Origin of the sequence: Rhizobium sp. 57MFTsu3.2 (assembly GCF_012932765.1) — a bacterium.
Taxonomy (GTDB): domain Bacteria; phylum Pseudomonadota; class Alphaproteobacteria; order Rhizobiales; family Rhizobiaceae; genus Rhizobium; species Rhizobium altiplani.
In genome coordinates this window covers 47,485-68,790 of record NZ_JDWI01000026.1, presented here as the reverse complement: position 1 = coordinate 68,790, position 21,306 = coordinate 47,485, and the positions used below count along the sequence as shown (strand labels likewise).

At 60.0% G+C, this 21,306-nt stretch carries 19 protein-coding genes, 1 tRNA gene and 1 pseudogene; 8 read left to right on the top strand and 13 right to left on the bottom strand.

Annotated features, from left to right (window positions below; translation table 11 throughout):
• Positions 1–57: 57 nt before the first annotated feature.
• On the top strand, positions 58–240 hold the full coding sequence (locus AF71_RS31865) for a GDCCVxC domain-containing (seleno)protein (RefSeq protein WP_312867262.1): 183 nt from the start codon (positions 58–60) through the stop codon (positions 238–240).
• Here the strand turns inward: AF71_RS31865 and AF71_RS23425 are convergent.
• The 4 genes from AF71_RS23425 to AF71_RS23410 form a co-directional block, all read right to left on the bottom strand.
• Complete coding sequence (locus tag AF71_RS23425) at positions 213–809, bottom strand: class I SAM-dependent methyltransferase (RefSeq protein WP_169683373.1); 597 nt, start codon at positions 807–809, stop codon at positions 213–215. The genes AF71_RS31865 and AF71_RS23425 overlap by 28 nt on opposite strands.
• 88 nt (positions 810–897) lie before the next feature.
• On the bottom strand, positions 898–2,331 hold the full coding sequence (gene trmFO, locus AF71_RS23420; RefSeq protein WP_018859370.1) for a methylenetetrahydrofolate--tRNA-(uracil(54)-C(5))-methyltransferase (FADH(2)-oxidizing) TrmFO: 1,434 nt from the start codon (positions 2,329–2,331) through the stop codon (positions 898–900).
• Positions 2,332–2,407: 76 nt separating this feature from the next.
• Positions 2,408–4,477 carry a pyridoxamine 5'-phosphate oxidase family protein gene (locus AF71_RS23415; protein WP_169683371.1) on the bottom strand — a complete coding sequence of 690 codons (2,070 nt, stop codon included), beginning with the start codon at positions 4,475–4,477 and terminating at the stop codon, positions 2,408–2,410.
• Positions 4,478–4,525: 48 nt separating this feature from the next.
• Entirely contained in the window at positions 4,526–5,143 is a 618-nt protein-coding gene (locus AF71_RS23410; protein ID WP_018859368.1) for a glutathione S-transferase, read from the bottom strand.
• A gap of 111 nt (positions 5,144–5,254) precedes the next feature.
• Here AF71_RS23410 and AF71_RS23405 point away from each other — a divergent pair, with 111 nt between their 5' ends.
• On the top strand, positions 5,255–6,142 hold the full coding sequence (locus AF71_RS23405) for a LysR family transcriptional regulator (protein WP_169683369.1): 888 nt from the start codon (positions 5,255–5,257) through the stop codon (positions 6,140–6,142).
• A gap of 58 nt (positions 6,143–6,200) precedes the next feature.
• Here AF71_RS23405 and AF71_RS23400 read toward each other — a convergent pair whose 3' ends face one another.
• From AF71_RS23400 to AF71_RS23390, 3 genes are all read right to left on the bottom strand, one after another.
• Complete coding sequence (locus AF71_RS23400) at positions 6,201–6,404, bottom strand: hypothetical protein (protein ID WP_026372073.1); 204 nt, start codon at positions 6,402–6,404, stop codon at positions 6,201–6,203.
• A 182-nt stretch (positions 6,405–6,586) separates the two neighbouring features.
• Positions 6,587–6,730 carry a DUF1127 domain-containing protein gene (locus AF71_RS23395; protein WP_018859365.1) on the bottom strand — a complete coding sequence of 48 codons (144 nt, stop codon included), beginning with the start codon at positions 6,728–6,730 and terminating at the stop codon, positions 6,587–6,589.
• Positions 6,731–7,026: 296 nt separating this feature from the next.
• Positions 7,027–7,173, bottom strand: coding sequence for a DUF1127 domain-containing protein (locus AF71_RS23390; RefSeq protein ID WP_018859364.1), 147 nt, complete (start codon positions 7,171–7,173; stop codon positions 7,027–7,029).
• Between the two features lie 869 nt (positions 7,174–8,042).
• On the opposite strand from AF71_RS23390, the gene AF71_RS23385 reads away from it, so the two are divergent.
• From AF71_RS23385 to AF71_RS31860, 5 genes are all read left to right on the top strand, one after another.
• Positions 8,043–9,146 (top strand): DUF2157 domain-containing protein, encoded by a 1,104-nt coding sequence (locus AF71_RS23385; RefSeq protein WP_018859362.1) that lies wholly within the window; start codon positions 8,043–8,045, stop codon positions 9,144–9,146.
• Complete coding sequence (locus tag AF71_RS23380) at positions 9,143–9,730, top strand: GDYXXLXY domain-containing protein (protein ID WP_018859361.1); 588 nt, start codon at positions 9,143–9,145, stop codon at positions 9,728–9,730. The genes AF71_RS23385 and AF71_RS23380 overlap by 4 nt, the downstream gene beginning before the upstream one ends.
• A 154-nt stretch (positions 9,731–9,884) precedes the next feature.
• Positions 9,885–9,969 (top strand) — tRNA-Leu (locus AF71_RS23375).
• Between the two features lie 186 nt (positions 9,970–10,155).
• Positions 10,156–11,634: a trigger factor gene (tig, locus tag AF71_RS23370; protein ID WP_169683367.1), complete on the top strand. Its 1,479-nt coding sequence runs from the start codon at positions 10,156–10,158 to the stop codon at positions 11,632–11,634.
• A gap of 336 nt (positions 11,635–11,970) precedes the next feature.
• Entirely contained in the window at positions 11,971–12,213 is a 243-nt protein-coding gene (locus tag AF71_RS31860; protein WP_018859957.1) for a hypothetical protein, read from the top strand.
• A 38-nt stretch (positions 12,214–12,251) separates the two neighbouring features.
• Here AF71_RS31860 and AF71_RS23360 read toward each other — a convergent pair whose 3' ends face one another.
• From AF71_RS23360 to AF71_RS23335, 6 genes and pseudogenes are all read right to left on the bottom strand, one after another.
• Entirely contained in the window at positions 12,252–14,042 is a 1,791-nt protein-coding gene (locus AF71_RS23360) for a radical SAM protein (protein ID WP_026372165.1), read from the bottom strand.
• Positions 14,043–14,231: 189 nt separating this feature from the next.
• Complete coding sequence (gene sthA / locus AF71_RS23355; RefSeq protein WP_018859955.1) at positions 14,232–15,638, bottom strand: Si-specific NAD(P)(+) transhydrogenase; 1,407 nt, start codon at positions 15,636–15,638, stop codon at positions 14,232–14,234.
• Between the two features lie 87 nt (positions 15,639–15,725).
• Positions 15,726–16,262 carry a dual specificity protein phosphatase family protein gene (locus AF71_RS23350; protein ID WP_245268038.1) on the bottom strand — a complete coding sequence of 179 codons (537 nt, stop codon included), beginning with the start codon at positions 16,260–16,262 and terminating at the stop codon, positions 15,726–15,728.
• 149 nt (positions 16,263–16,411) lie between these two features.
• Positions 16,412–17,232 (bottom strand): annotated as a pseudogene (gene radC, locus AF71_RS23345) (DNA repair protein RadC).
• 7 nt (positions 17,233–17,239) lie between these two features.
• Entirely contained in the window at positions 17,240–18,076 is an 837-nt protein-coding gene (gene map / locus AF71_RS23340; protein ID WP_018859953.1) for a type I methionyl aminopeptidase, read from the bottom strand.
• A gap of 568 nt (positions 18,077–18,644) precedes the next feature.
• Positions 18,645–19,970 (bottom strand): DUF2778 domain-containing protein, encoded by a 1,326-nt coding sequence (locus AF71_RS23335; RefSeq protein ID WP_026372164.1) that lies wholly within the window; start codon positions 19,968–19,970, stop codon positions 18,645–18,647.
• A 315-nt stretch (positions 19,971–20,285) separates the two neighbouring features.
• Here AF71_RS23335 and AF71_RS23330 point away from each other — a divergent pair, with 315 nt between their 5' ends.
• Positions 20,286–21,305, top strand: a complete 1,020-nt coding sequence (locus AF71_RS23330; protein ID WP_169683365.1) for a methyltransferase — start codon at positions 20,286–20,288, stop codon at positions 21,303–21,305.
• The last annotated feature ends 1 nt before the right edge of the window (position 21,306 follow it).

Below are 21,306 nucleotides of genomic sequence, written 5' to 3'. Positions count from 1 at the left end.
GATGCAATGGTGCAGCGGCAATCGATTCTGACCTGTCCGATCTGAGGGCACCGATCAGTGGAAACGGTGCCGGTCGATGCCTGCGTTTGGTTCCACGAATGCCAGGGCTGCGGCGCGACGCTCAAGGCGAAGCACGGCGATTGCTGCGTCTTTTGCTCATACGGGTCGGTTCCGTGCCCGCCGATCCAAACCCGCGCGATCTCGCGGTGTTGTCAGGCCACCTCGAACAGGGCCGCGTAGTGATAGGGCGGCAGATCGACGACCCGCTGCATGGAAAAGCCAGCAGTCTCAACAACGGTACGAACCGCTTCGGGCGACATGCGCATCTCGGTTCGCGGTCCCCGGGGCTTGCCTAGGACCACCGTTTCCTCTCGCGGAGCCGGGTGCCAGTTGACGATGCAGAACAGGCCGTCCGGTTTCAGAACTTCCCTTACGGAACATGCGAGACCTACTTGGTCAGGAACGCCGTGGAAGGTATTGGCGATCAAGACAAAATCGACCGATTCGTCAAGGTGTTTCGCCAGCGCCGACGTGGCGTCCGCGCAAATCCACTGGCGAACTGACGCGCCGCTGCGCTCAACTTCGGCCTTTGCCAGCTCGATCATGGCGGGATCGAGATCGAGCGCCGCCAACCGTCCGTCGACCAGTGCTGCGAGCGGGCCGGTGAAGTAACCGTCGCCGCAGCAAAGGTCGAGAACGCTCATGCCCCGCCGGATGCCAATCTGTTGAAGCAGCCCTTGGGGATCAGGCCACAGCACAGACCACCAATCCCTGTCCGGCATGGACGTGCCTTGAAACAATGCTGCCATGTCACGCCCCCGAGGAGGTCTCACCACACAGAATTTCGACAGCGACGAGACGCCTGTCGATGGCTAGATCGGTAGGCTCCCGGCTCGATTACGCACTCTCCGCGAGCTTGACGTCCTGCCCGAGCCAGGTGGCACAATCCGCAAGCGCCCGCTTGGCGATCAGCTGCCGCTTCATGATCGTCTTGTCCTTGCCGCGGAAACGCTTCACGCCTTCGGGTTTGACGATCGAGCCGGGCTCCAGCTCGGGGAACAGGCCGAAATTGATGTTCATCGGCTGAAACGACCGCTTGCCCGGCTCCTCGTCGTTGACGATGTGTCCGCCCGTGATGTGGCCGAGCAGCGAGCCGAGCGCCGTCGTGGCCGGCGGCAGGGATACTCCTTCTCCCTTTCGCTCGGCAGCGGCGAACCGGCCAGCCATGAGGCCGACGCTGGCGCTTTCGACATAGCCTTCGCAGCCAGTAATCTGCCCGGCAAAGCGCAGGCCCGGGCGGGACTTGAGCGTGAGCGACGGGTCGAGCAGCGTGGGCGAATTGATGTAGGTATTACGGTGAAGGCCGCCGAGGCGAGCGAATTCGGCTTTCTGGAGCCCCGGGATCATGCGGAAGATCTCGGCCTGGGCCCCGTATTTCAACTTCGTCTGGAAGCCGACCATGTTGTAGAGCGTGCCGAGCGCATTGTCCTGGCGCAACTGAACGACGGCATAGGCCTTGACCGTCGGGTTGTGCGCATTGGTCAGGCCCATCGGCTTCATCGGGCCGTGCCGCAGCGTCTCGCGGCCGCGCTCTGCCATCACCTCGATCGGAAGACAGCCGTCGAAGTAAGGCGTTCCTTCCCACTCCTTGAATCCGACAGTATCGCCGGCAATCAGGGCATCGACGAAAGCGTTGTACTGCTCTTCGGTCATCGGGCAGTTGATGTAATCCTTGCCGGTGCCACCGGGACCGACCTTGTCATAGCGCGACTGGTACCAGCAGATATCCATATCGATGCTGTCCCGATGAACGATCGGCGCGATTGCGTCGAAGAAGGCCAGCGCGTCCGCGCCCGTCTCGGCCTGGATGGCGCTTGCAAGGGAAGGTGCCGTCAACGGGCCGGTGGCAACGATGGCGAGATCCCATTCTGTCGGCGGCAAGCCGGTTACTTCTTCACGAACGACCGTGATCAACGGGTGCTCTTGGATCGCTTTGGTAACGGCGTCCGAGAAACCGTCGCGGTCGACGGCCAGCGCGCCACCGGCGGGGACCTGATGCTTGTCGGCGCACGCCATGATCAGCGATCCCGCCATGCGCATTTCGGCATGGATAACGCCAACCGCGTTGCTGGTCGCGTCGTCAGAGCGGAAGGAGTTGGAGCACACGAGCTCGGCCAAGCCGTCGGTCTTGTGGGCGTCGGTGCCACGCACGCCGCGCATCTCGTGCAGGATAACCGGCACGCCGGCATTTGCGATCTGCCAGGCTGCCTCGGAGCCGGCGAGCCCGCCGCCGACCACATGGATGGGAGAATGGGAAAAGGTCTTGTTCATGCGCGGCTGATTACCACGCTGGGCTGGCGCAGGAAACCGAAGAATTGGCGACTGATCGATGCCGGCACCGATGCCGTCAAATATCCAGCTTCAGCCGAGCGCCCGTGTCGCTCGCCGCCGGCACGGCGCAGCAAATCAGCGCTTCGTCATCGGCGGTGTCGGCGGTCGGCTCCTTCGTGTATGCGACGGAGCCTGACAGGATTTTCGTCCTGCAACTTCCGCAATTGCCAAGGCGACAGCTGAACTCGGGCGCCAAGCCGCGCGCTTCGGCAAGCTCGAGCAACGTGCCCGATCCTGGCTCCCAGCGTGCTTCCTTACCGGAGCGCATGAAATAGACCGGCTGCGGTTCTTCAGCGGCGACGCGCGCGGGCGATCGCGGGAGCGCATCTCCCGATCGCTGGAGAGACGCGGGTCCAAACGCTTCGGCATTGATGCGGCTATCGGAGATATTCAATCCACGCAGGCCATCATAGACCGACTGCATGAAGCCGGCTGGACCGCACAGATAAAAGTCGTAGTCGTTGAACGGCAACACGCTGCTGAGCAGGGTCATGTCGACCCGCCCCTGCTTGTCATAGTCTTCACCAGCGACCGTATCAGAAGTATCGCTGAGCAACCGGACCAGCTTAACGACGCCGCCGGACACTGCGGCGAGTGCCTGCAGCTCGGCATTGAATGCACGTTCCGACGCGTTGTGCGCTGAATAGATCAGCCAGGTCGGTCGTATCCGCCTGGTTCGCAGCCCCTCGTAGACGACATGCCGCAGCATCGCGAGCAGGGGGGTGATCCCGATGCCCGCCGCCAGCAAGACGGCAGGGCGTCTCTCGCCGGGGTCGATCGTGAACGCGCCTGTCGGGGCGCGTGTCTCGATGATGTCTCCTTGCCGGATGGCATCGTGAAGATGCGCCGAGACAAGCCCTTCGCGCTTGACGCTGATGCGATAGATACTGTCGGAGGGGGCCGAGGAGATCGTATAGGTGCGCACCGCCGGCACATCCGATCCCTCGAGCTTGATGCGGATCGGTAGGTGCTGGCCGGAGACATGCGGAATGATCCCGCCTTCGTCTATCGGTTCGAGATAGAACGAGCGCACGCTGGCGCTCTCTTCGACGATCCGGGTGACGCGGAAGGGCCGCCAGCTCTTGGCGAGGGCAATCGCCTGAAGCCGCGCGTCAGCCTCATCCCAACTCCCGGTCATCAGGGAGTTGGGAGATGGACCATTGGCGCGCGATCGCCAGCGCAGCGGCAACGCTTCCTGCCGGTAGACGATCTGTGTCGGGCGAAAGCGCCACAGACGCTCCGCCCCCTGGAACGCCGCTATCTCAGGCGATTCCAGAATGACCTCGGCGCTGCCCGATAACTGCAGCAGGTCGCCGCTCTCGAAATCCGCGAAGACCAACCCCGCCCGCGGATTGGCAAGAATGTTGCCGAGCGTGTTGAAGAAGAGATTGCCGGCAAAGTCCGGGATCGTCAGAACACTGTCCTCGCCAATCCGGACAAAGCCGGGCCGGCCGCCACGATGCGAAACATCGATTTGGCGCCCTTCATGGTCGCGGCCGACATACGAGGCGACGAAGAATGTATCCGCCTTGGCGATCATTTCGGCAGGCCGACCCTCCAGATTGCCAAAACTGACCGGGTCGTACCCGGAGGGCTGCATTGGATCCCGTGTAAACTCGAAATCGCGCAGCTGGATATATTGCGGGCAGTTGCCGTAGGCCTGCCCAACACGCACATCGAAGCCGTCCTGCCCGGTTCGATGGATAGTGCCATTCAGCCGGTTGCGACGGCGCGTGTGGAGCTCGATGCCCAACATGGCAATGGCCTTGCCGTCGTCCATTCCCGCGTCGGCCGGGTCGAGCGGCTCACGGGGAAGGTCGACACTCAGTGTGTGGACGTCCGGGCTCTGAAGGAAGCCCGGACGATTGGCACGGAGTGTCGCCCATGCGTTGCCGTCTTCATCTACCGTCCCAAGTACGATGAAGGGCAGCTGCGGGTAGAACTGCCGATGCTGATCGATCAGGTGATCTCGCAGCACGCGGCGGCCCACTTCGTCCATTCGCTTCGCGACGCCGACCTTCTCCTGCAGTGCGATCTCTCCGGCATGCCAGGGAGAGGAGGTGGTGCTCTGTGCCTCGGTGGGCATAACTGGCTCCTTCACGGCTTTTGGTCGGGTGCGGTGCGATGCGGCGCCTTAAGCGGCCTCGACAATGCCCACGGGTGATTTCTGGAAAGGCTGAAAGCCGGGAAGAGCTTCTATGCGCTCGAGCCAGGTCGTTACGCTACGGTAGGCAGACCGGTCGACGTTCCCCTCAGGCGCCCGTGCGATGTAGCTGTAGAGGGCGATGTCGGCGATCGTCGGTCTCGTTGAGACGATCCATTCACGACCGGTCAGTTGGGCATCGACAAGGCCAAGAATGCGATGAGCTCTCGCGATCACTTCTTCAGTATCGAATTTCGCGCCGAATAAGGTCACAAGACGGGCCGCGCATGGACCATAGGCGATCTCGCCCGCCGCGACCGACAGCCACCGCTGAACCGCAGCCGCCGCTGCCGGCTCCTCCGGCAGCCATCCCTCCGGCGCATACGTCTTGGCGACATAGACAAGAATGGCGTTGGAGTCGCTGACGACGGTGTCGCCGTCCTGAAGCACCGGCAGCTGCCCGAATGGGTTGAGCGCCAGGAAATCGGGGCTCTTGTGTTCTCCCGCCGCTAGGTCGACCTCCACGATTTCGGCATCGACGCCGATAAGCGACAGAAAGAGGCGGGCGCGATGGGCATGGCCCGATAGAGGATGCGAGTACAGCTTCATCGATCTGATCTCCGATTGAGGTGAACAAACAATAATTGTTTCCTGCTGCGCGTTGAATTGCGATAATATGAAAGTCACTATTTCAATTTGTGGAATATTGCGGGATATCCTATGGATCGGCTTCAATGCATGAGGGTTTTGGTCAAGGTCGCCGAGACGGCAAGCTTTGCGCAGGCTGCACGCCAACTTCACATGAGCGCTCCGGCCGTTACGCGCGCAGTTGCCTATCTGGAGGAAACTACAGGTGCTAGGCTGTTCGTGCGCTCAACGCGCTCGGTGAAGCTGACGCCATCAGGCAGCCGATATGCCGACGACTGCCGAAGGATTCTCAGTGATATCGACGAGGCGGAAGCCTCTGCCGGTGGATCCCATTCAACGGCATCCGGAATCCTCAGCATCACTGCGCCGGTATTGTTCGGTCAGATCCATGTCGTCCCGATTTTGACCGCGTTTCTCAGCACGCACCCGGCGGTCACCGGGCGCGTCCTGTTCTTCGATAGGATGGTCAATCTCGTGGAGGAGGGCATCGACGTCGCCATTCGTATCGGCCACCTGCAGGACTCGGACCAGCAGGCGAACAAAGTCGGCGGCGTGCGCCGCGTTGTCTGCGGCGCGCCGGCCTATTTCGCGCGTCATGGCGAGCCGGTAACGCCGGCGGATCTCACCCGGCACGTGACCATCGTCAATACGGGATCATCGGCGCCGTTGGACTGGCACTTCGCGCCCAACCATACGCCCGTCAAGCTTCACCCGCGCATGTACTGCAACACCGTCGATGCATCGATCTCCGCGGCGTTGACGGGGTGGGCCCTGACGCGGACCTTGTCCTATCAGGTGGCGGAGCATCTTGCTGCCGGTCGGTTGAGGACGGTGCTCGATCAGTACGAGGAAGAGCCACTGCCGATCCACGTGGTCCACGTAGAGGGCAGGCACGTCTCAGCCAAGACACGTGCTTTCGTGGACTTTGCTGTTCAGAAGATAAAGGCGCTCGGCCTCTAGAGGCAGACGTATGTCGAGGTAGATATCAGCCCGATACGCTGTGCCGCAAAGGCGGCATTTATGCCATGGCCTTGGCCGAGGCTTCGTAGCATTCGGACAGGGAGCTTATACGATCGAGGTTGTTCAGGATATCGACCATGTCGCATGCTTCGCGCCACGTCATCCGAGCCATCTGCACGTTGTTCAACTCCGCCGGCCGTTGTGTCGTGGCATCGACAACGGTCCAGAGTCCGTCCTCCATGCGAAGATTATATCGGCACATTACGCATGTCTCCCTTGGGTAATGCCGGATACTTTCACAATGACTAATATGAGTCCATCCTAAAGGATGATGGAAGTGCGGTATTAACAGCCATGCCCGTGGCGGGCGCGCTCGCCGTGAAGGGGCTCAGAATCAAAAACGGCGCCAAAGGCGCCGTCTTGGAAGCTTCACGCTTGCCGCTATTAGCGGAACGAGCGGGAAGCGATATTGCGGATGTCGTAGCGGGTAACGCCGATGTCGGCGAGCGCCTGGTTGGAGAGGCTGCCAAGTTCGCTGAGCGTGCGGCGATAGCTCATCCAGTTCTTTGCAATGCGGATCGGGTTCATGTTCTTTTCCTCAGAATGATCGTCAGAGCGGCCCCATCGCCGTCTCATCGTTGACGTTCATATAAGTCTTCTCTGTCATATTGTGCAGTGCAAAGAAGCGGCATCTGCTATGCAATTGTGCATGTGATGCTCATTCCGAATGCAGCGATTGTTTTCTGAGCCACGCCAAAAGGGACGGGGAATTGACTGCAACTATCGCGGAAGCTGGTAGCCAGGCAAAAGAAAACGCCCGTTGCTAGGGGCAGCGGGCGTTTTATCAAGGCGATCTTGCTTGGGAGGATAGCAAGTCGCTTGGATTAGCGGGCAGAAGCCTCGCGAGCAACACGATGGATGTCAGAACGGTCGATACCGAGGTCGTGCAATTCGCGGTTGGTCATGCGGCCGAGTTCGGAAACAGTCTGACGATACTTGCGCCAGTTGTTGAAAGAGCGAGAGAAGTTCATTTTTGTCCCCTTTCCTAGGGCTTGCGATCTGCCAGCTGCCGCCGATCGGCGCTGACCTCTATTTGATGACTGCAATATATGTTGCGCTGCGAAGTCGTAGCAGAGACAAGATTTCAGATCACCTATGCACTAAGCGCAAGTCTCAAGTGCTAGTCGCCGTGATTTCGCGCCTATGTGGTTAATCATTAGGCAGAATGGTTGGTGTATGCCGGCCCGCGTTGCCTTTTCTCCTTGCGAGGCAGAGTGGCCGCCGGTTGGCATATTCAGCTACGACAAGGAGGTCGCAGCAAAATTTGGTTCGGCGGTCAGCGGCTGCGGGGTCGTTGCTGCCTCCGATGAGCCTGCTGCCAGGCCATTAGACCGGCGCGACCTGCGGGAGGCACATCCGCCACCGCTGTCCAACAGGCATTGGAAAACCACGCTGCGATATTGTCGAAAACCAAACGCCCACCGGGGGAGGATCCGGTGGGCGTCGTTAGGGTGACTGACAACCGGGAGGAGGAGGAGTGTCGTCAGTCTATCGGAGGGCGCTGGGAGGAGGAGTGCGCTGCTCCGAATTTCGTTACGAAGATCATCTTCGCAGGCTTTTCCGGTAACCCGGGGCAGGGCGCCGTCCCCTTGCCTTCTGATTAGTAATATAAATCGTCTTACTGGTATTTTGCAGTGCAATATAATCATGCTGCCCATGCAGAAATCGCATGGCTTGCGAGTATGGAGTGTATATTAGCAACCTGCCGTTATGGATCGGTTAAAAAGCACCCCAAATTCGCCCAATGACGAATTCGTATGGGAATATTTCCCTCGTGCTCGATCAACGGCTATAAAGCAAAGAGAGGAAGCGCGTAGTCGCGCGTTTGGCGGAGTAGGGCATGTATCGCGGTCGATTGGAGCGAGACCTCTCGCTTTGGGTGGAAAAGGGGCTCTTGCCGGAGGCAACTGCAGGAGCGCTCTTGGAGGAATATGACGCGCGCCCGGCAAGCTTCAGCCTTGGCAACGTGCTGATGATCCTCGCGGCAATCCTGCTAGGGGCGGCGATCCTGCTGGTTGTCGCTTCGAATTGGGAAGCCATCCCGCGTCTTGTGCGCGTCGCCGTCATTCTTGCAATCATCTGGGTCGTGCATCTCGGCGCGGCGGTCATGCTCAGGCGCGGCGCAACCGGCGCAGCGGGCGGACTGCTGGTGATCGGGACATTGGCCTTCGGTGGAGCGATTTCGCTGATCGGGCAGATGTATCATCTGTCGGGAGACCAACTGACGGTCATGTACCTGTGGTTTGGCATGGCAGTGGTTTCGGCGGTGCTGTTTCGCTCCGGCGTCGTCGCCGCGGTGGCAGGCTTTCTGTCTTGGGGCAGCTTCGCGGCCTATCTCGATACCTACGATACGCGCTGGGTCGGCCTCGATCCCTGGATTGTGCCGCTCATGGCAGCGGTTGTCATTGGTCTCGTCCACCTCACCGGCGCGGATCGCGCGCGCCATCTCGCGTATCTGCTGCTTGTCGCCTGGCTTACCTGGCTCTATGCGGTGAACGAGAATTTCTGGCTCGCGCTCGCCTATGCTATCGGCGGCATGCTCACCTTTGTTCTCGTCAGCCTGCCGGTAGCACGACGTTCCGCGCTTCTCAGGACTGCCGGATCGGCTCCTGCCTTTTACACTTTCCTCGTCGCCATCATCGGTCTCCTTCTGCTCCATATTGAATTGGAGCATGGCTGGCAGTTCGTGACATTGGCGCTGGTGACGCTGGGCGCCGCAGTTGTTGCCATTGCGCTCCAGGGACGAAACAACGGTGCGGTGCGCTATCTGGCCTACGCCGCCTTTGCCGCTGAGATGCTCTACCTTGCGTCGGTGACCGTCGGGTCGATTCTCGGGACATCGAGCCTCTTCCTGTTCTCGGGGCTCTTCGTTGCGGCCGTCGCGTGGCTCGTCATTCGCCTCGAGCGGCGATTTGCCCTCAGAACTCCGGAGGCAAGCGTATGAGCATTTTCTCGCCGCAAGGCTCAGGCAGCCGCTACATCGTCGCTGCAATCATCGTAGCGGCGCTGCAGACCGCCGTTCTTGGCTATGCGATCGAGAGCCGTGCGTCGATTCTGCGCAGCGGTACCGACGCTCTGCTGAAGACCGCGCCCGTCGATCCGCGCGACTTTCTGCGCGGTGACTATGTCGTGCTGAACTACGAGATCTCCTCGGTCCCGGTAGCATCGATTGTTGGCGGTGTACCGCAGGACCAGGGCAAGAAGAGCCTATGGGTGCGGCTGAAGCCTGGCGATGGCGGATTCTGGGGCATTGTCGAAGCATCGTTCGAACGCTTGGCCGAGCAACCGGGCACCGTGGTTCTGCATAGCAGGCCTTTCTATAGTTATGGCCCCAATTCCGCCGACCACATCCGCGTCGAGTATGGCATCGAACGCTATTACGTTCCGGAAGGCCAGGGCACGGCCTTGGAGAAGGCGCGCCAGGGCGGTGACGTCTCCATTGCCGTTCGCGTGGCCTCGGATGGAACGCCACAGATACGCAGCCTGCTCGTCGACGGGAAGCCCGCCTACGACGAGCCTCTTTATTAAGTTGACGCCGAATGGTGTGGAAGCCTGCGAGCGCGGGCGAAATCACTGTCATTTGCCCTTCATTTTTCCTTTGCCTCTCCCAAATCGGGTGTTATAGAGACGCCGCGCTCCGGAAGGCCTCATGTGCAGGCATATGCATGCGGTTTTTGAGAACGCGGGTATGGTGAAATTGGTAGACACGCCAGATTTAGGTTCTGGTGCCGCAAGGCGTGGGAGTTCAAGTCTCTCTACCCGCACCAAAAGCTGGCTTGCAGGCGGGGGGACCGGAACCGGTGTTCCTCGATTACCCGGCAGCAAGGCGCCGTTCCGCCAGGGGCGGAATGAATAAGAATTGAGAACAAGCCACGCTCGGCAACTTTCCGGCGTCGTGCTCATCGAAACGAACGGCGTCTGGGCACGGCCGCCACGAAATGAGGTAGGAAGACATGCAGGTTATCGAAACGCTCGCTGAAGGGCTGAAGCGCGAAATCAAGGTCGTAATCCCGGCCAAGGACATGGAAGTCAAGATGAATGAGCGTCTTGCCGACGTGAAGGACAAGGTCCGCATCAACGGCTTCCGTCCGGGCAAGGTTCCGGCCGCTCACCTCAAGAAGGTTTACGGCAAGTCCATTATGGCCGACCTCGTCAACGAGATCGTCCGCGAGCAGCCGACCGCCATCTTGGCCGAACGCGGCGAAAAGTCCGCGACGCAGCCGGAAATCGCGATGACGGAAGACAAGGACGAGGCAGAACAGATCCTCGCCGCTCAGAAGGACTTCGAGTTCACGCTGTCCTACGAAGTTCTGCCGCCGATCGAACTGAAGTCCAACAAGGGCATCAAGATCACGCGCGAAGTCGTCGACATCTCCGAAGAGGAAGTCAACGAACAGGTTCTGAAGGTCGCTGAAAGCGCCCGTTCGTACGAAACCAAGAAGGGCAAGGCCGCCAACGGCGACCGCATCACGATGGACTACGTCGGCAAGGTCGACGGCGTTGCCTTCGAGGGCGGCACCGACCAGGGCGCCGAACTCGTTCTCGGCTCCGGCCGGTTCATCCCGGGCTTTGAAGACCAGCTGGTCGGCACCAAGGCTGGTGACGAGAAGACCATCACCGTTACCTTCCCGGCTGACTACCCGGCCAAGAACCTCGCTGGCCAGGAAGCCACCTTCGACCTGTCGGTCAAGGACGTTGCTGCTCCGGCCGACGTTGAAATCAACGACGAGTTGGCCAAGAAGCTCGGCCTTGAATCGGCAGACCGTCTGAAGGAAATCGTCCGCGGCCAGATCGAGTCGCAGTACGGCTCGATGACCCGCCAGAAGGTCAAGCGTCAGATCCTCGACCAGCTCGACGAAATGTACAAGTTCGAGACCCCGGCCTCGCTCGTCGACGCCGAGTACAACGGCATCTGGAACCAGGTCGCCAACGATCTCGCTCAGTCCGGCAAGACCTTCGAAGACGAAGACACGACGGAAGAGAAGGCACGCGAAGAGTACAAAAAGCTCGCTGAGCGTCGCGTTCGCCTCGGCCTCGTTCTCTCTGAAATCGGCGAAAAGGCCGGCGTCGAAGTAAGCGAAGACGAAATGCAGCGCGCCATCTACGAGCAGCTGCGCCAGTATCCGGGCCAGGAAAAGCAGATCCTTGACTTCTTCCGCAGCCAGCCGGGTGCGGCAGCCTCGATCCGCGCTCCGATCTTCGAAGAAAAGGTCATCGACCATCTGCTGACCGAAATCGACGTCACGGACAAGAAGGTGACCAAGGAAGAACTGCTCGCCGACGAAGAAGGCGAAGAGTCCGAGAAGGATGCCAAGAAGGCCGCTCCTAAGAAGAAGGCTGCTGCAAAGGCAGAAGCTGCTGAAGGCGAAGAAGCTGCTCCGAAGAAGAAAGCAGCTCCGAAGAAGAAGGCTTCCGAGGAAGGCGCCGAGTAATCTTCGGCCAGTTGAAATTTACGAAAGCCCCGCCTTGTGCGGGGCTTTTTCTTTTCCAGGTCGCGTGCCTGCTTTTAGGCTGCCGTCCGTCCAGGTCACACGATATGGTTGCATTTTGGAATGATCTGATGCAATCTAAGCGTTGTTGGCAGGGGAAGGATTGACGATGGCTTCCGGCGCAGACCTGACAAGGCGGATTTTCGAGGCGCGGCATCGGGGGGACCTTGATGCGCTTATGTCATTCCTTGGGACAATTGCGTTTTCCGGGCAGAAGGCAGCCAGTATCTGGCGTCACTCACCAACCCGGTTGTCGGCAGCGCTGCACTCCGCGCGACGATGCGGCAGTTCATTGACACCTGGGACATGACGGCGCTGGAACTCGACATCCGTGTCGACGGAAATGTTGCACCGGTTCATCGCGTCGGCCAGATGCGTCATAGTACGACCAAGTTCGATACCGAAATCATGGACAAGATGACCTTCGAGAACGGCAGGCTGGTTGAGTGCGTGGAATTTCTCGACACGCTTCAAGCTGCGTCACTACTCAATATAGCGGCGATCTCTGCGGCACAAATTTAACCGGCCCGTTCTTGCGTTGTCGGCGGCGGCGGTCGACCTCAGACTGCCGGTCGGGCCTTGTGGGCGTGGGTCAATTCCGCGACCTTGTGAATGTGGGACACAGCAGCCCGCCCGCCGGCTGTCTTCGTGAAGAGTTCAAGCGTCTCATCCTCATGGTCACCGACCGGTGTCAGTGCCTGGTCCATATAGGCTTTGGACGCTTTGTCTCGTGCGATGAAGAAGGCGCTGATTGCAAGCTTGGCAATGGTCGCACCTAGCGACAGGTGTTTGGTGACCGTCTCCCAGACGAAACGCGGCCAGAAGGTTACAGCGCTTTCTCGCGGCATATCGGGCCGCCGTTCGGAGGGATGCTTGAGACGTAGAAGGCCGCTCTGCAATGGATGCACGTTCTCCAACGGTACAGTTGTGGCGAACGACACAAGGACCTTCACGAGGCTGGCGAGCGGCACGCCCGTGGCAACGGCCCGGCGCAGCAGCGTCTTCATGTGCTCCGGCGAATAGTAGAGCGACCAGGCCTCCTGGTAGATGCCCTCCCATTCCTGCTTGCTCATCTTCGGATGCGCGGTGCAGACGTGCTCCACGTCGTAAATGTTGAGATCGGCGTCCATCTCGACGCCTTTCTTCCACAAGGTCTGGTGGTCTTCCGAGCCCGGCAGTGGTGTCAGCACGAAGAATTCAATGACATCAAGAGGCAGTTCGTGCTGGATGATCGCGATGTCGCGGCGGATCGTCTCCGGCGTGTCCGCGGGGAAACCGAGAATGTAACCGGCGAGAGTCATGATGCCCTGTGCCTTCCAGGCAAGCAGCATCTTCCGGTATTCGGTGATCTTGTTCTGGTTCTTCTTGGCCGCCGTGAGGTTGTCCGGGTTTACGTTCTCAAGCCCGATGAAGACGCGGGTGACGCCGGCACGCTTTGACTTTTCGATGAAGTTCGGGATCTTGTGGCAGAGGGTGTCCACCTGGATCATCAATCCGAGCGGAATGCCGTCCTTCTCCCTGAGTTCGATCAGGCGGTCGAAGATTGCTTCCCAATCCCTGTTGCGTGCGAAATTGTCGTCGGTGATGAAGAACTTATGGATGCCTTGCGCCCAGTTCATTCGCACCAGCTTTTCGACATCGTCGGCCGAGCGGAAACGCGACTTGCGGCCCTGCACGTTGATGATGGTGCAGAAGGAGCACTGATAGGGGCAGCCACGGCCGGCGTCAAAACTCGTGCTGAGGCCGAGCGTCTGCGCGACATTGGTTTTCGGCAGAAATGGGACGGCGGCACCTTCGATGCTGGGCAGGTCGTTCATGAAATTGTAGAGCGGCTCAAGCTTGCCGGCGGCGGCGTCCTGTAGAACGCGATCCAACCGGCCTTCTGCCTCTCCAGCAAACATCGAGATGCCCATCTCGCGACAGGCGTCGAGGCCGACCGCCTTGCCGTCGAGCATGGCCAGGCATCCCGACACGTGAAAACCGCCCATCGAAACCGGAATTCCGGCAGCGCGGAAGGGCCGGGCAATGTCGAGCGCCCGCGGATATTGGTTCGACTGCACACCAACCAGGGCGATCATCCCGAAATTGTCGTGCTGTTCAAGCCGCTTGAGAAGTGCGGGGACGTTGACCCGAGTGTTGGTCTCGTCGATGACCGTAATCTCGATCCCGACATTGGGCCCCAATACCTTGCGTTCGGCGCAGTCGGCAGCGATTCCATAGATCGCAGCCAAGGAATTCGACGGGATCATCGCCCGCCACCACCGGATTACATAGCCGTCATCGTCATAGTGCGACGGCTTGATGAGGATGAGCTGAAAGGTCCGTTCGGCAGTCTTTGGAAGATCTTGCACGGTCACTCGCTGGTAAGAGGAATCCCCGAAAATGGACGCTACCAGACACGGTGGATTATACAAGTAAAGCTTTTACCGATGCTATTCGACACAAATAAGTCAGTTGGAATGGATTTTGGACGGCGCGTAGGTGTCTGTTTTCGTTCAAGAAATTATCAAATTCGAATCGGTTGCCGTTAGTCGGAGGGCTTAAAGCTCCGACTTGATGTCGCCCATGCGGTTCCACGCGTCGAGGCCTGCGATCTTGTAGGCTTCAGCGAGGGTCGGGTAGTTGAAGGTGTTTTCGACGAAGTACTCGACGGTGCCCTTGAGGTTCAACACTGCCTGGCCGATGTGAACCAACTCGGTCGCTCCTTCGCCGACGATGTGCACGCCAAGCAGCCGGCGCGTCTTCAGAGAGAAGATGAGTTTCAGAAGCCCAGTATCGAGTCCCATGATGTGGCCACGCGAAGTCTCGCGGAAACGCGCGATGCCGCATTCATAGGGGATACCGCGCTCCTTCATCTCTTCCTCGGTCAGGCCGCAGGTGGAGATCTCAGGCACGGCATAGATGCCGTAGGGAAAGTACTTTGGCGGCTCCTTCGCGACCGCGCCGATAGCAACGCGCGCAGCAATGCGGCCCTGCTCCATCGAGGTGGATGCCAGGCTCGGAAAGCCGACGACATCGCCCGCGGCATAGATGTCTGGTACGGACGTCTGGAAGGTCTCCGGATTGACCTTGAGGCGACCGCGGCTATCAGCTTCGAGCCCGGCCGCGTCCAGGTTGAGCGTGTCGGTCGCGCCCATGCGCCCGGCGGCGAACAGGACCATGTCTGTCACCAGGCGGCGACCATTGTCGAGCTTCAGTTCAACCTTGCCATTGTCGAGACGCGTCACCTTGTCGGCCTTGGTGCCGAGCAAGATCTTCATGTTGCGATCGCGCAGTTGGTAGGTGAAGTCCTCGACGATTTCCCGGTCGATGAAATCGAGCATCGTCGCCTTCGGATCGATCACGGTCACCGCGGTATCCAATGCGCTGAAGATCGTCGCATATTCGATGCCGATGACGCCCGCGCCGATCACGACCATCGAGCGCGGCAGCTCGTCGATGTCGAGCAGTTCGTCGCTGTCGAGCACCGTCTTGTTATCGAATGGGATGTCGTCCGGACGGAACGGTTTCGTGCCGACCGCAAGCAGGATGCTCGCTCCCGTGACCTTGACCACTTCCCCATCATCCTTGACGACCTCGAGTGTCGACGGGTCGAGAAAGCTTGCCTTGCCCCTGATGTGCTGCACCCGGTTTCGGGCGAACTGGTGTTCCAGCACTTCGACTTCGTGATCAAGGGTGATCAGCAGGCGGCGCCGAAGGTCATCCGCGCTGATCTCTTCCTTCACGCGATAGGATCGGCCATAGAAGCCGCGCTCACGCCATCCGGACAGATTGAGCGCCGTTTCGCGCAGCGTCTTGGAGGGGATGGTGCCGGTGTGCACCGAAACACCGCCGACGCGCTTGCCTTGCTCGATGACCAGGACCTTCTTGCCAAGCTTGGCTGCCTGGATTGCGCCGCGGCGGCCTGCCGGGCCGCTGCCCACAACAACGAGATCGTACTGGAACATTAGGCTGGCCCCGATTGGAAAGCTGGAATCATTTTGCGACGCAATATGTCGCGCGTCCACCGGGGCAGGTCAATGTTGCAAAATGCTCTAGGAGGAGAGGTCTGGATTTATTGAAGCCAAGTAGGGTTCCAGCTTCTCGAAGCTGCGGTCCATGGCGAAGGCGCGAGCGAAAGGCAACCCGATATGCCCGTAGAAGATGGACATCTGTTTCTCCGCAACCCCCTGGCTCGTCTTGTCGACGCCGGCCAGATAGAGAGCGGAAGCGAGACCGGTTCGATCCGCGCCTGAGTTGCAATGGATCAACAGCGGTTTCGGCGCGTCCTTCATGACTTGGATCAATTTCATCGCTCGCTCTGGCGAAAGCTCCTTGTAGGCCGACATCGGGAAATCGATATGCTCGATGCCAAGTGTCTTTGCCTGCTCGACTTCGGCGCTCCGTACCGGGTTATTGCCTCGCAGGTTTATGATCGTCTTGATCCCATAACGCTTCGAGAAACCCGCAAGGGCTTCAGGCGATGGCTGCGATGAACGATAGACTTCGCCATCGACGACCGCGTGGAAGTTGTCCGTAACTGTCAGGTAGAGGGCGTAGCTGCCACCGGCGAGAAAAGACCCGGCGAGCAAGCACAGCGCTGCTATCGCGCTGCGAGGAAATCGGCGAGAGGCGGTTGGCGTCATAAAGGTCCCGGAGCAGTTTGATTGCAGCATTGTCCCTTTGCCACCTAAACCTGACGGATACCTGAAGCACTTTAGACTCCTATAGGTTTAGACCCCTATATCAGACGCAACCCTTTCAGGCTAGCGTGACCGTCCTTGCCGATGATGATGTGGTCGTGGACCGTGATGCCGAGGGGCTTTGCGGTGTCGACAATCATCTTGGTCATGTCGATATCGGCCCGTGACGGCGTGGGATCGCGGGAGGGATGATTATGCACGAGGATCAGGGCTGTGGCCGAAAGCTCCAGCGCCCGCCGCACAACCTCGCGCGGATAGACCGGCGTATGATCGACCGTGCCCCGCCCTTGAACCTCGCCGGCGATCAATGCGTTGCGCTTGTCGAGAAAGAGAATGCGGAATTGCTCGCGTGTCTCGTGAGCCATCGCGGCGTGAGTATTGAATCACCAACGACCAGGACGACAGCACCTGCTTGCCTCGAAGCTCGCTCTTCAGGGTCCGCTGTGCGACCGTCGAGACCAGTTTCAAATCGAGCGCCACGGCTTCGCCGATGCCCTTTACCTCCTGCAGCAGAGGCAGCGGTGCACCGAAGACGGCAGCGTGCGAGCCGAAGCGCTCGAGCAGCGCCTTGGCGATCGGCTTGGTGTCGCGCCGGGGGGATCAGCCTGAACAGCAGCAGTTAGAGCAACTCGTAATCGGCGAGGGCTGTATCGCCATGCTGACGGAAGCGGTCGCGCAGGCGCTCGCGGTGCCCGTGGTAGTGCTCTTCCTTGCCAAGCGAGGCGGAGAGGCTGGCCTGCTTCGCCAAGGATGCCGGCTTGGCGGCCTGTTCCGCGAAAAAGGAGCGTTCGTCGCTTGCATCGCTGGTGGCCAAGGGCAGTTCGGCGTCGTTGGAATGCGAAACAGGACCCTTCGTCATCAAGCGCTCATCGGTTCAAGGGCGGGAGGCCGGGTCGGTCGAGGCCGCCTGGCGAAAGCGTGAAAATCTCGCAGCCATCGGCAGTAACCCCGACCGTGTGTTCGTATTGCGCCGAAAGTGAGCGATCGCGCGTTACCGCAGTCCAGCCGTCCGCCAGAACCTTCACATGCGGCCGACCGAGATTGATCATCGGCTCGATCGTGAAGATCATGCCTTCCCGCAGTTCGGGCCCTTCGTTCGCGCGACCATAGTGCAGGATATTTGGGGAGTCGTGGAACAGCGCGCCGACGCCATGACCACAGAAGTCGCGCACGACGGAACAGCGCTCGGCTTCGGCATAGGTCTGAATGGCTTCCCCGATCGCGCCGGTGCGGGCGCCGGGCCGAACGGCCGATATGCCACGCAGGAGGGATTCATAGGTCACTTCAAGCAGCCGCTCAGCAGCGCGCTTGATGGTTCCGACCGGGTACATCCGGCTTGAATCGCCGTGCCAGCCTTCGACCACGTAGGTGACGTCGATGTTGACGATATCGCCTTCGCGCAGGGGTTTTGCATCCGGAATGCCATGGCAGACGACATGGTTGATCGATGTGCAGGTAGACTTTGTGTATCCGCGATAGTTGAGCGTCGCCGGAATCGCGCCGTTGTCCATGCCAAATTCGAACACGAAACGGTCGATTGCATCGGTCGCAACGCCGGGCCGCACGAACGCCGCCAGCTCATCGAGGCAACGCGCCGTCACTTGGCACGCCTTCCGCATTCCTTCGAATGCTTCGGGACCGTAGAGCCTAATTGCGCCGGTATTCTTCGATGGCGCGGAAGAGGCTTCGATATAATTCACCATTGCAGGCCCTTAGGATTGTCATTCTGGTACATAATGCAGCTATGCCGGGTTCGTCCATCGCGATCAATGGGGCGAATGCTATTTCTGCCGTGTGCGTCGTGTATCGGTGCCAAGTGGCTTTTCTGCGAGCGGCACGCGTCTTCGCCCTCACGCGATCCTCACGACCCGCGGCTTGAGCATGCATGCATTGGACGGGGCGCTGGAATTTGCCTCGTTGAGATAAAATCATATGGCTCTTCCCAGAGCCCCGTTCGTCGGTTTATGTCCGCAACTCCGGTCCCTCTGCGGCCTTGCCCGAGCAAGCTTCGCTTCCCCTGGGGACCATGTGTGCCACACAGGCACGTCCGAGGCTCAACTCAACGCCGCATTCGCGCGGACGCCGCCGTCCCCAGAGGGAGACCATTTTCTGCAGACCCCTGATGCGGAAGCTCACGTCCTTCTTCCGCACCCTGCGCCGGTTCCGCCTCGCCGCAACGCCTTGCGGTGTATCCGCGACGGGACAAGGGGATGATGGCATGGGGGCGAGGTGCGGGGAAAATCGAGCGCGGTGTTTTCTTTTGACTATTGATTAGGAGCGCGACGAGAACAACGAAGCGAAGGTGGACGTCGGCTTGTTCGGCATGCTCGTGACCACCACCAGCTGGCGTATCTGGCCGCGCTTGAAGGCAGCGAGGAAGCGCTTGTAGTCCTTGAAGGACACGCAACCGTTCGAGTCGCCGCGGGCGCCGAGCATGTAGGTGTGCGCAAGCAAGCCGACGCGGTTGTAGACGTAGCCTGCACCGCCGACAGGGTTCAGTCGGATCGCCTCGACGCCGTGGAAAAGGCTTTCGCGCATCGTCAGATTGTAAGTATGCGGCGGGGTCGGGCCGCGGTTCTTGGCATGCACATAACGCGGATTGTCACGCATCTTGCCGAGGCCGGAATGGGCTTCCAGGCGTTCGCCGTTCGGAAGGTAGACGACGTTGGCCGAAATGTCGTAGACCGCGACGCCATTGCGGGCGATCGCGGGGGACAGCCCCTTCTTCACCGTCGGCATTTGATCGTCGTCATCATCGGAAGCGCCGGCATCCGGGCGCGCATAGGCAAGTACGGGTTCAGCCGGAGCACTGCGATCGTTGGGGGTAGCCCGCTTGATCAGGCCATCGGGCCGAGCCATGGGCAAGGGGATCGCGGTGTCGGTGCCGCTCAAAACGAGATCGAACGGCTGGGTTGCCCCCGGTGCAGGCTGCTCAGTCGGCGCAAGAGCCGCAATCTCGACCGGGCCGGGCTTGGTGGCGGCGGGCGGTACCTGTCCCTTGATTTCGGCCGCAGGGCTTGCTGCGAGCGCCAGCAAGGCAGGTCCTTCGGCGGCTGCGACCTCCTGCTTCGACGGGATGATGATACGGTCAGTCGAGGCAACGGTCGCTGATGCCACCTCTACGGTGTCGTCCTTGGCCGGGCGCGCGGGCTGAGCGGGTGCCGCTGACGCGACAGCCGTCGCCAGCTCTCTGTTCGGGGAGGCTTCGGAGAGCGCAAGAGGTTCGGACTGCCCGACAAATGCCGCCGCAAGCGCCGCCGACGGAGCGGCTACGTGAACACCCCTTGCAAGGGCCAGTTCGGCATCGGTGCTCATGCGCAAGCGCGAGAATTTTTTGACGTGAACGAGGCGTTGCTCAGGCTCGGTCTTCGCGACGCTTGCGGGGGCAAGCGCGATGTCGGCGAAGCGACCGGCGCTCGGATGCGGGGCCGGTGCGACCATATGCATGGTCGCAAGTGTAGCGACGACCCACGCTGAAGCGGCAAACCCCGCACCGATGAGAGCTGCACCTGAAAGAAAGCGGAAAGAGTAACCGAAACGAGAAATGGACGTACCTATAGGCCTGCTATTGCTAAACACATCGACCGCAAACGCCATGAGACCCGTCTTTCACAACTCGTTACTGGGCCGGCGGTACGAACCGATGGAAATTCCTTCGCCGGGGCCGGTATAGAAGCATCAGGGCTAAATTGCGGCTCGCTAATATGTCCGGTTGATTGGCAGGATGCCGAATTATGGTAACCAATTCCTTTACGAGCTCGCTCGAGCCGTTCGAAATTGAGGGCAGGCTTTGGGCATGTCCCTGGGGCGCCGGCTTTTTGCCTGCTCCTCCTTTGTCAGGACGTGCCGAGGAATGCGGATTCTGCTATGAATACCTCCCGTCGCGTGGCTCCACGTTGGGAGGGAAAGCCGATGTCTTCGACACAAGTGGTTCATGAAGAAATCTCGCCAGCCTTGCTTGTTGATGCGATGTTTGCATTTCGGAAAACGGCGGCGATGAAGGCAGCGATCGAATTCGATCTTTTCACAAAATTTGGCGGGCAAGCGCGCACGGCGGCGATGCTCGCGTCGGACATTAATTGCGCCGAGCGTGGGGTGCGCATTCTTTGCGACTTCCTGGTAGTTTCGGGTCTTCTGACGAAGAGCGGTGAGAATTATGCGCCGACGCCGTCGAGCAAGGCCTTTCTGGACAGGCGTTCCCCGGCCTATATAGGTGCGGCGATCGATTTCATGGGGTCGCCGCAAATGATGTCCTTGTTCCTCGAAAACCCTGCCGCCTACGTCCGCAACGGAGGCTCCGTCGGCTTGGCCAACGTGGAGCCGGACAACCCTATTTGGGTCAAGTTTGCGAGGGGCATGTTTGGGCTTAACACAGCGAGCGCGAAAGCTGTGGCATCTGACGTTGCGACATGGTCAAAGCTGCCAAGCAAGGTGCTGGACGTTGCCGCCGGTCCTGGTGCCTTCGGTATAGAAATCGCCAAGGTGGCGCCATCTGCCAGCGTGGTTGCTATTGATTGGAAGCCGGTTCTTGCGGTGACCGAGGAAAATGCAACGAATGCAGGAGTAGCGGGGCGCTTCAGCTTCCGACCCGGCAGTGCCTTCGAGGTTGATTGGGGCAGTGGCTATGATCTCATCCTGCTGCCGAATTTCCTTCATCACTTTGACGCCGAAGGCTGCGTCATGCTCCTGAAAAAGGCGCGAGCAAGTCTGGCGGGAGGAGGCCGCGTTGCGATCGTCGAGTTCGTTCCGAACGAGGATCGGGTGTCGCCCGAGTTCCCGGCTGCTTTCGCCATGGTCATGCTGGCCACGACACCGAAGGGAGACGCCTACACGGAGCGGGAACTGGCCGATATGGCCAAGTCGGCTGGTTTTCAGGAGTTCGTTTCCCGACCGCTGCCCCCGTCACCTGCCAGTCTGATCTTCCTGGAGTGAC

Bases quoted from the DNA above. Each gene is read 5' to 3' on its own strand.
- AF71_RS23425 (WP_169683373.1), bottom strand. From the start codon at position 809: ATGGCAGCATTGTTTCAAGGCACGTCCATGCCGGACAGGGATTGGTGG.
- trmFO (WP_018859370.1), bottom strand. From the start codon at position 2,331: ATGAACAAGACCTTTTCCCATTCTCCCATCCATGTGGTCGGCGGCGGG.
- AF71_RS23415 (WP_169683371.1), bottom strand. From the start codon at position 4,477: ATGCCCACCGAGGCACAGAGCACCACCTCCTCTCCCTGGCATGCCGGA.
- AF71_RS23410 (WP_018859368.1), bottom strand. From the start codon at position 5,143: ATGAAGCTGTACTCGCATCCTCTATCGGGCCATGCCCATCGCGCCCGC.
- AF71_RS23405 (WP_169683369.1), top strand. From the start codon at position 5,255: ATGGATCGGCTTCAATGCATGAGGGTTTTGGTCAAGGTCGCCGAGACG.
- AF71_RS23400 (WP_026372073.1), bottom strand. From the start codon at position 6,404: ATGTGCCGATATAATCTTCGCATGGAGGACGGACTCTGGACCGTTGTC.
- AF71_RS23395 (WP_018859365.1), bottom strand. From the start codon at position 6,730: ATGAACCCGATCCGCATTGCAAAGAACTGGATGAGCTATCGCCGCACG.
- AF71_RS23390 (WP_018859364.1), bottom strand. From the start codon at position 7,173: ATGAACTTCTCTCGCTCTTTCAACAACTGGCGCAAGTATCGTCAGACT.
- AF71_RS23385 (WP_018859362.1), top strand. From the start codon at position 8,043: ATGTATCGCGGTCGATTGGAGCGAGACCTCTCGCTTTGGGTGGAAAAG.
- AF71_RS23380 (WP_018859361.1), top strand. From the start codon at position 9,143: ATGAGCATTTTCTCGCCGCAAGGCTCAGGCAGCCGCTACATCGTCGCT.
- tig (WP_169683367.1), top strand. From the start codon at position 10,156: ATGCAGGTTATCGAAACGCTCGCTGAAGGGCTGAAGCGCGAAATCAAG.
- AF71_RS31860 (WP_018859957.1), top strand. From the start codon at position 11,971: ATGCGGCAGTTCATTGACACCTGGGACATGACGGCGCTGGAACTCGAC.
- sthA (WP_018859955.1), bottom strand. From the start codon at position 15,638: ATGTTCCAGTACGATCTCGTTGTTGTGGGCAGCGGCCCGGCAGGCCGC.
- map (WP_018859953.1), bottom strand. From the start codon at position 18,076: ATGGTGAATTATATCGAAGCCTCTTCCGCGCCATCGAAGAATACCGGC.
- AF71_RS23335 (WP_026372164.1), bottom strand. From the start codon at position 19,970: ATGGCGTTTGCGGTCGATGTGTTTAGCAATAGCAGGCCTATAGGTACG.
- AF71_RS23330 (WP_169683365.1), top strand. From the start codon at position 20,286: ATGTCTTCGACACAAGTGGTTCATGAAGAAATCTCGCCAGCCTTGCTT.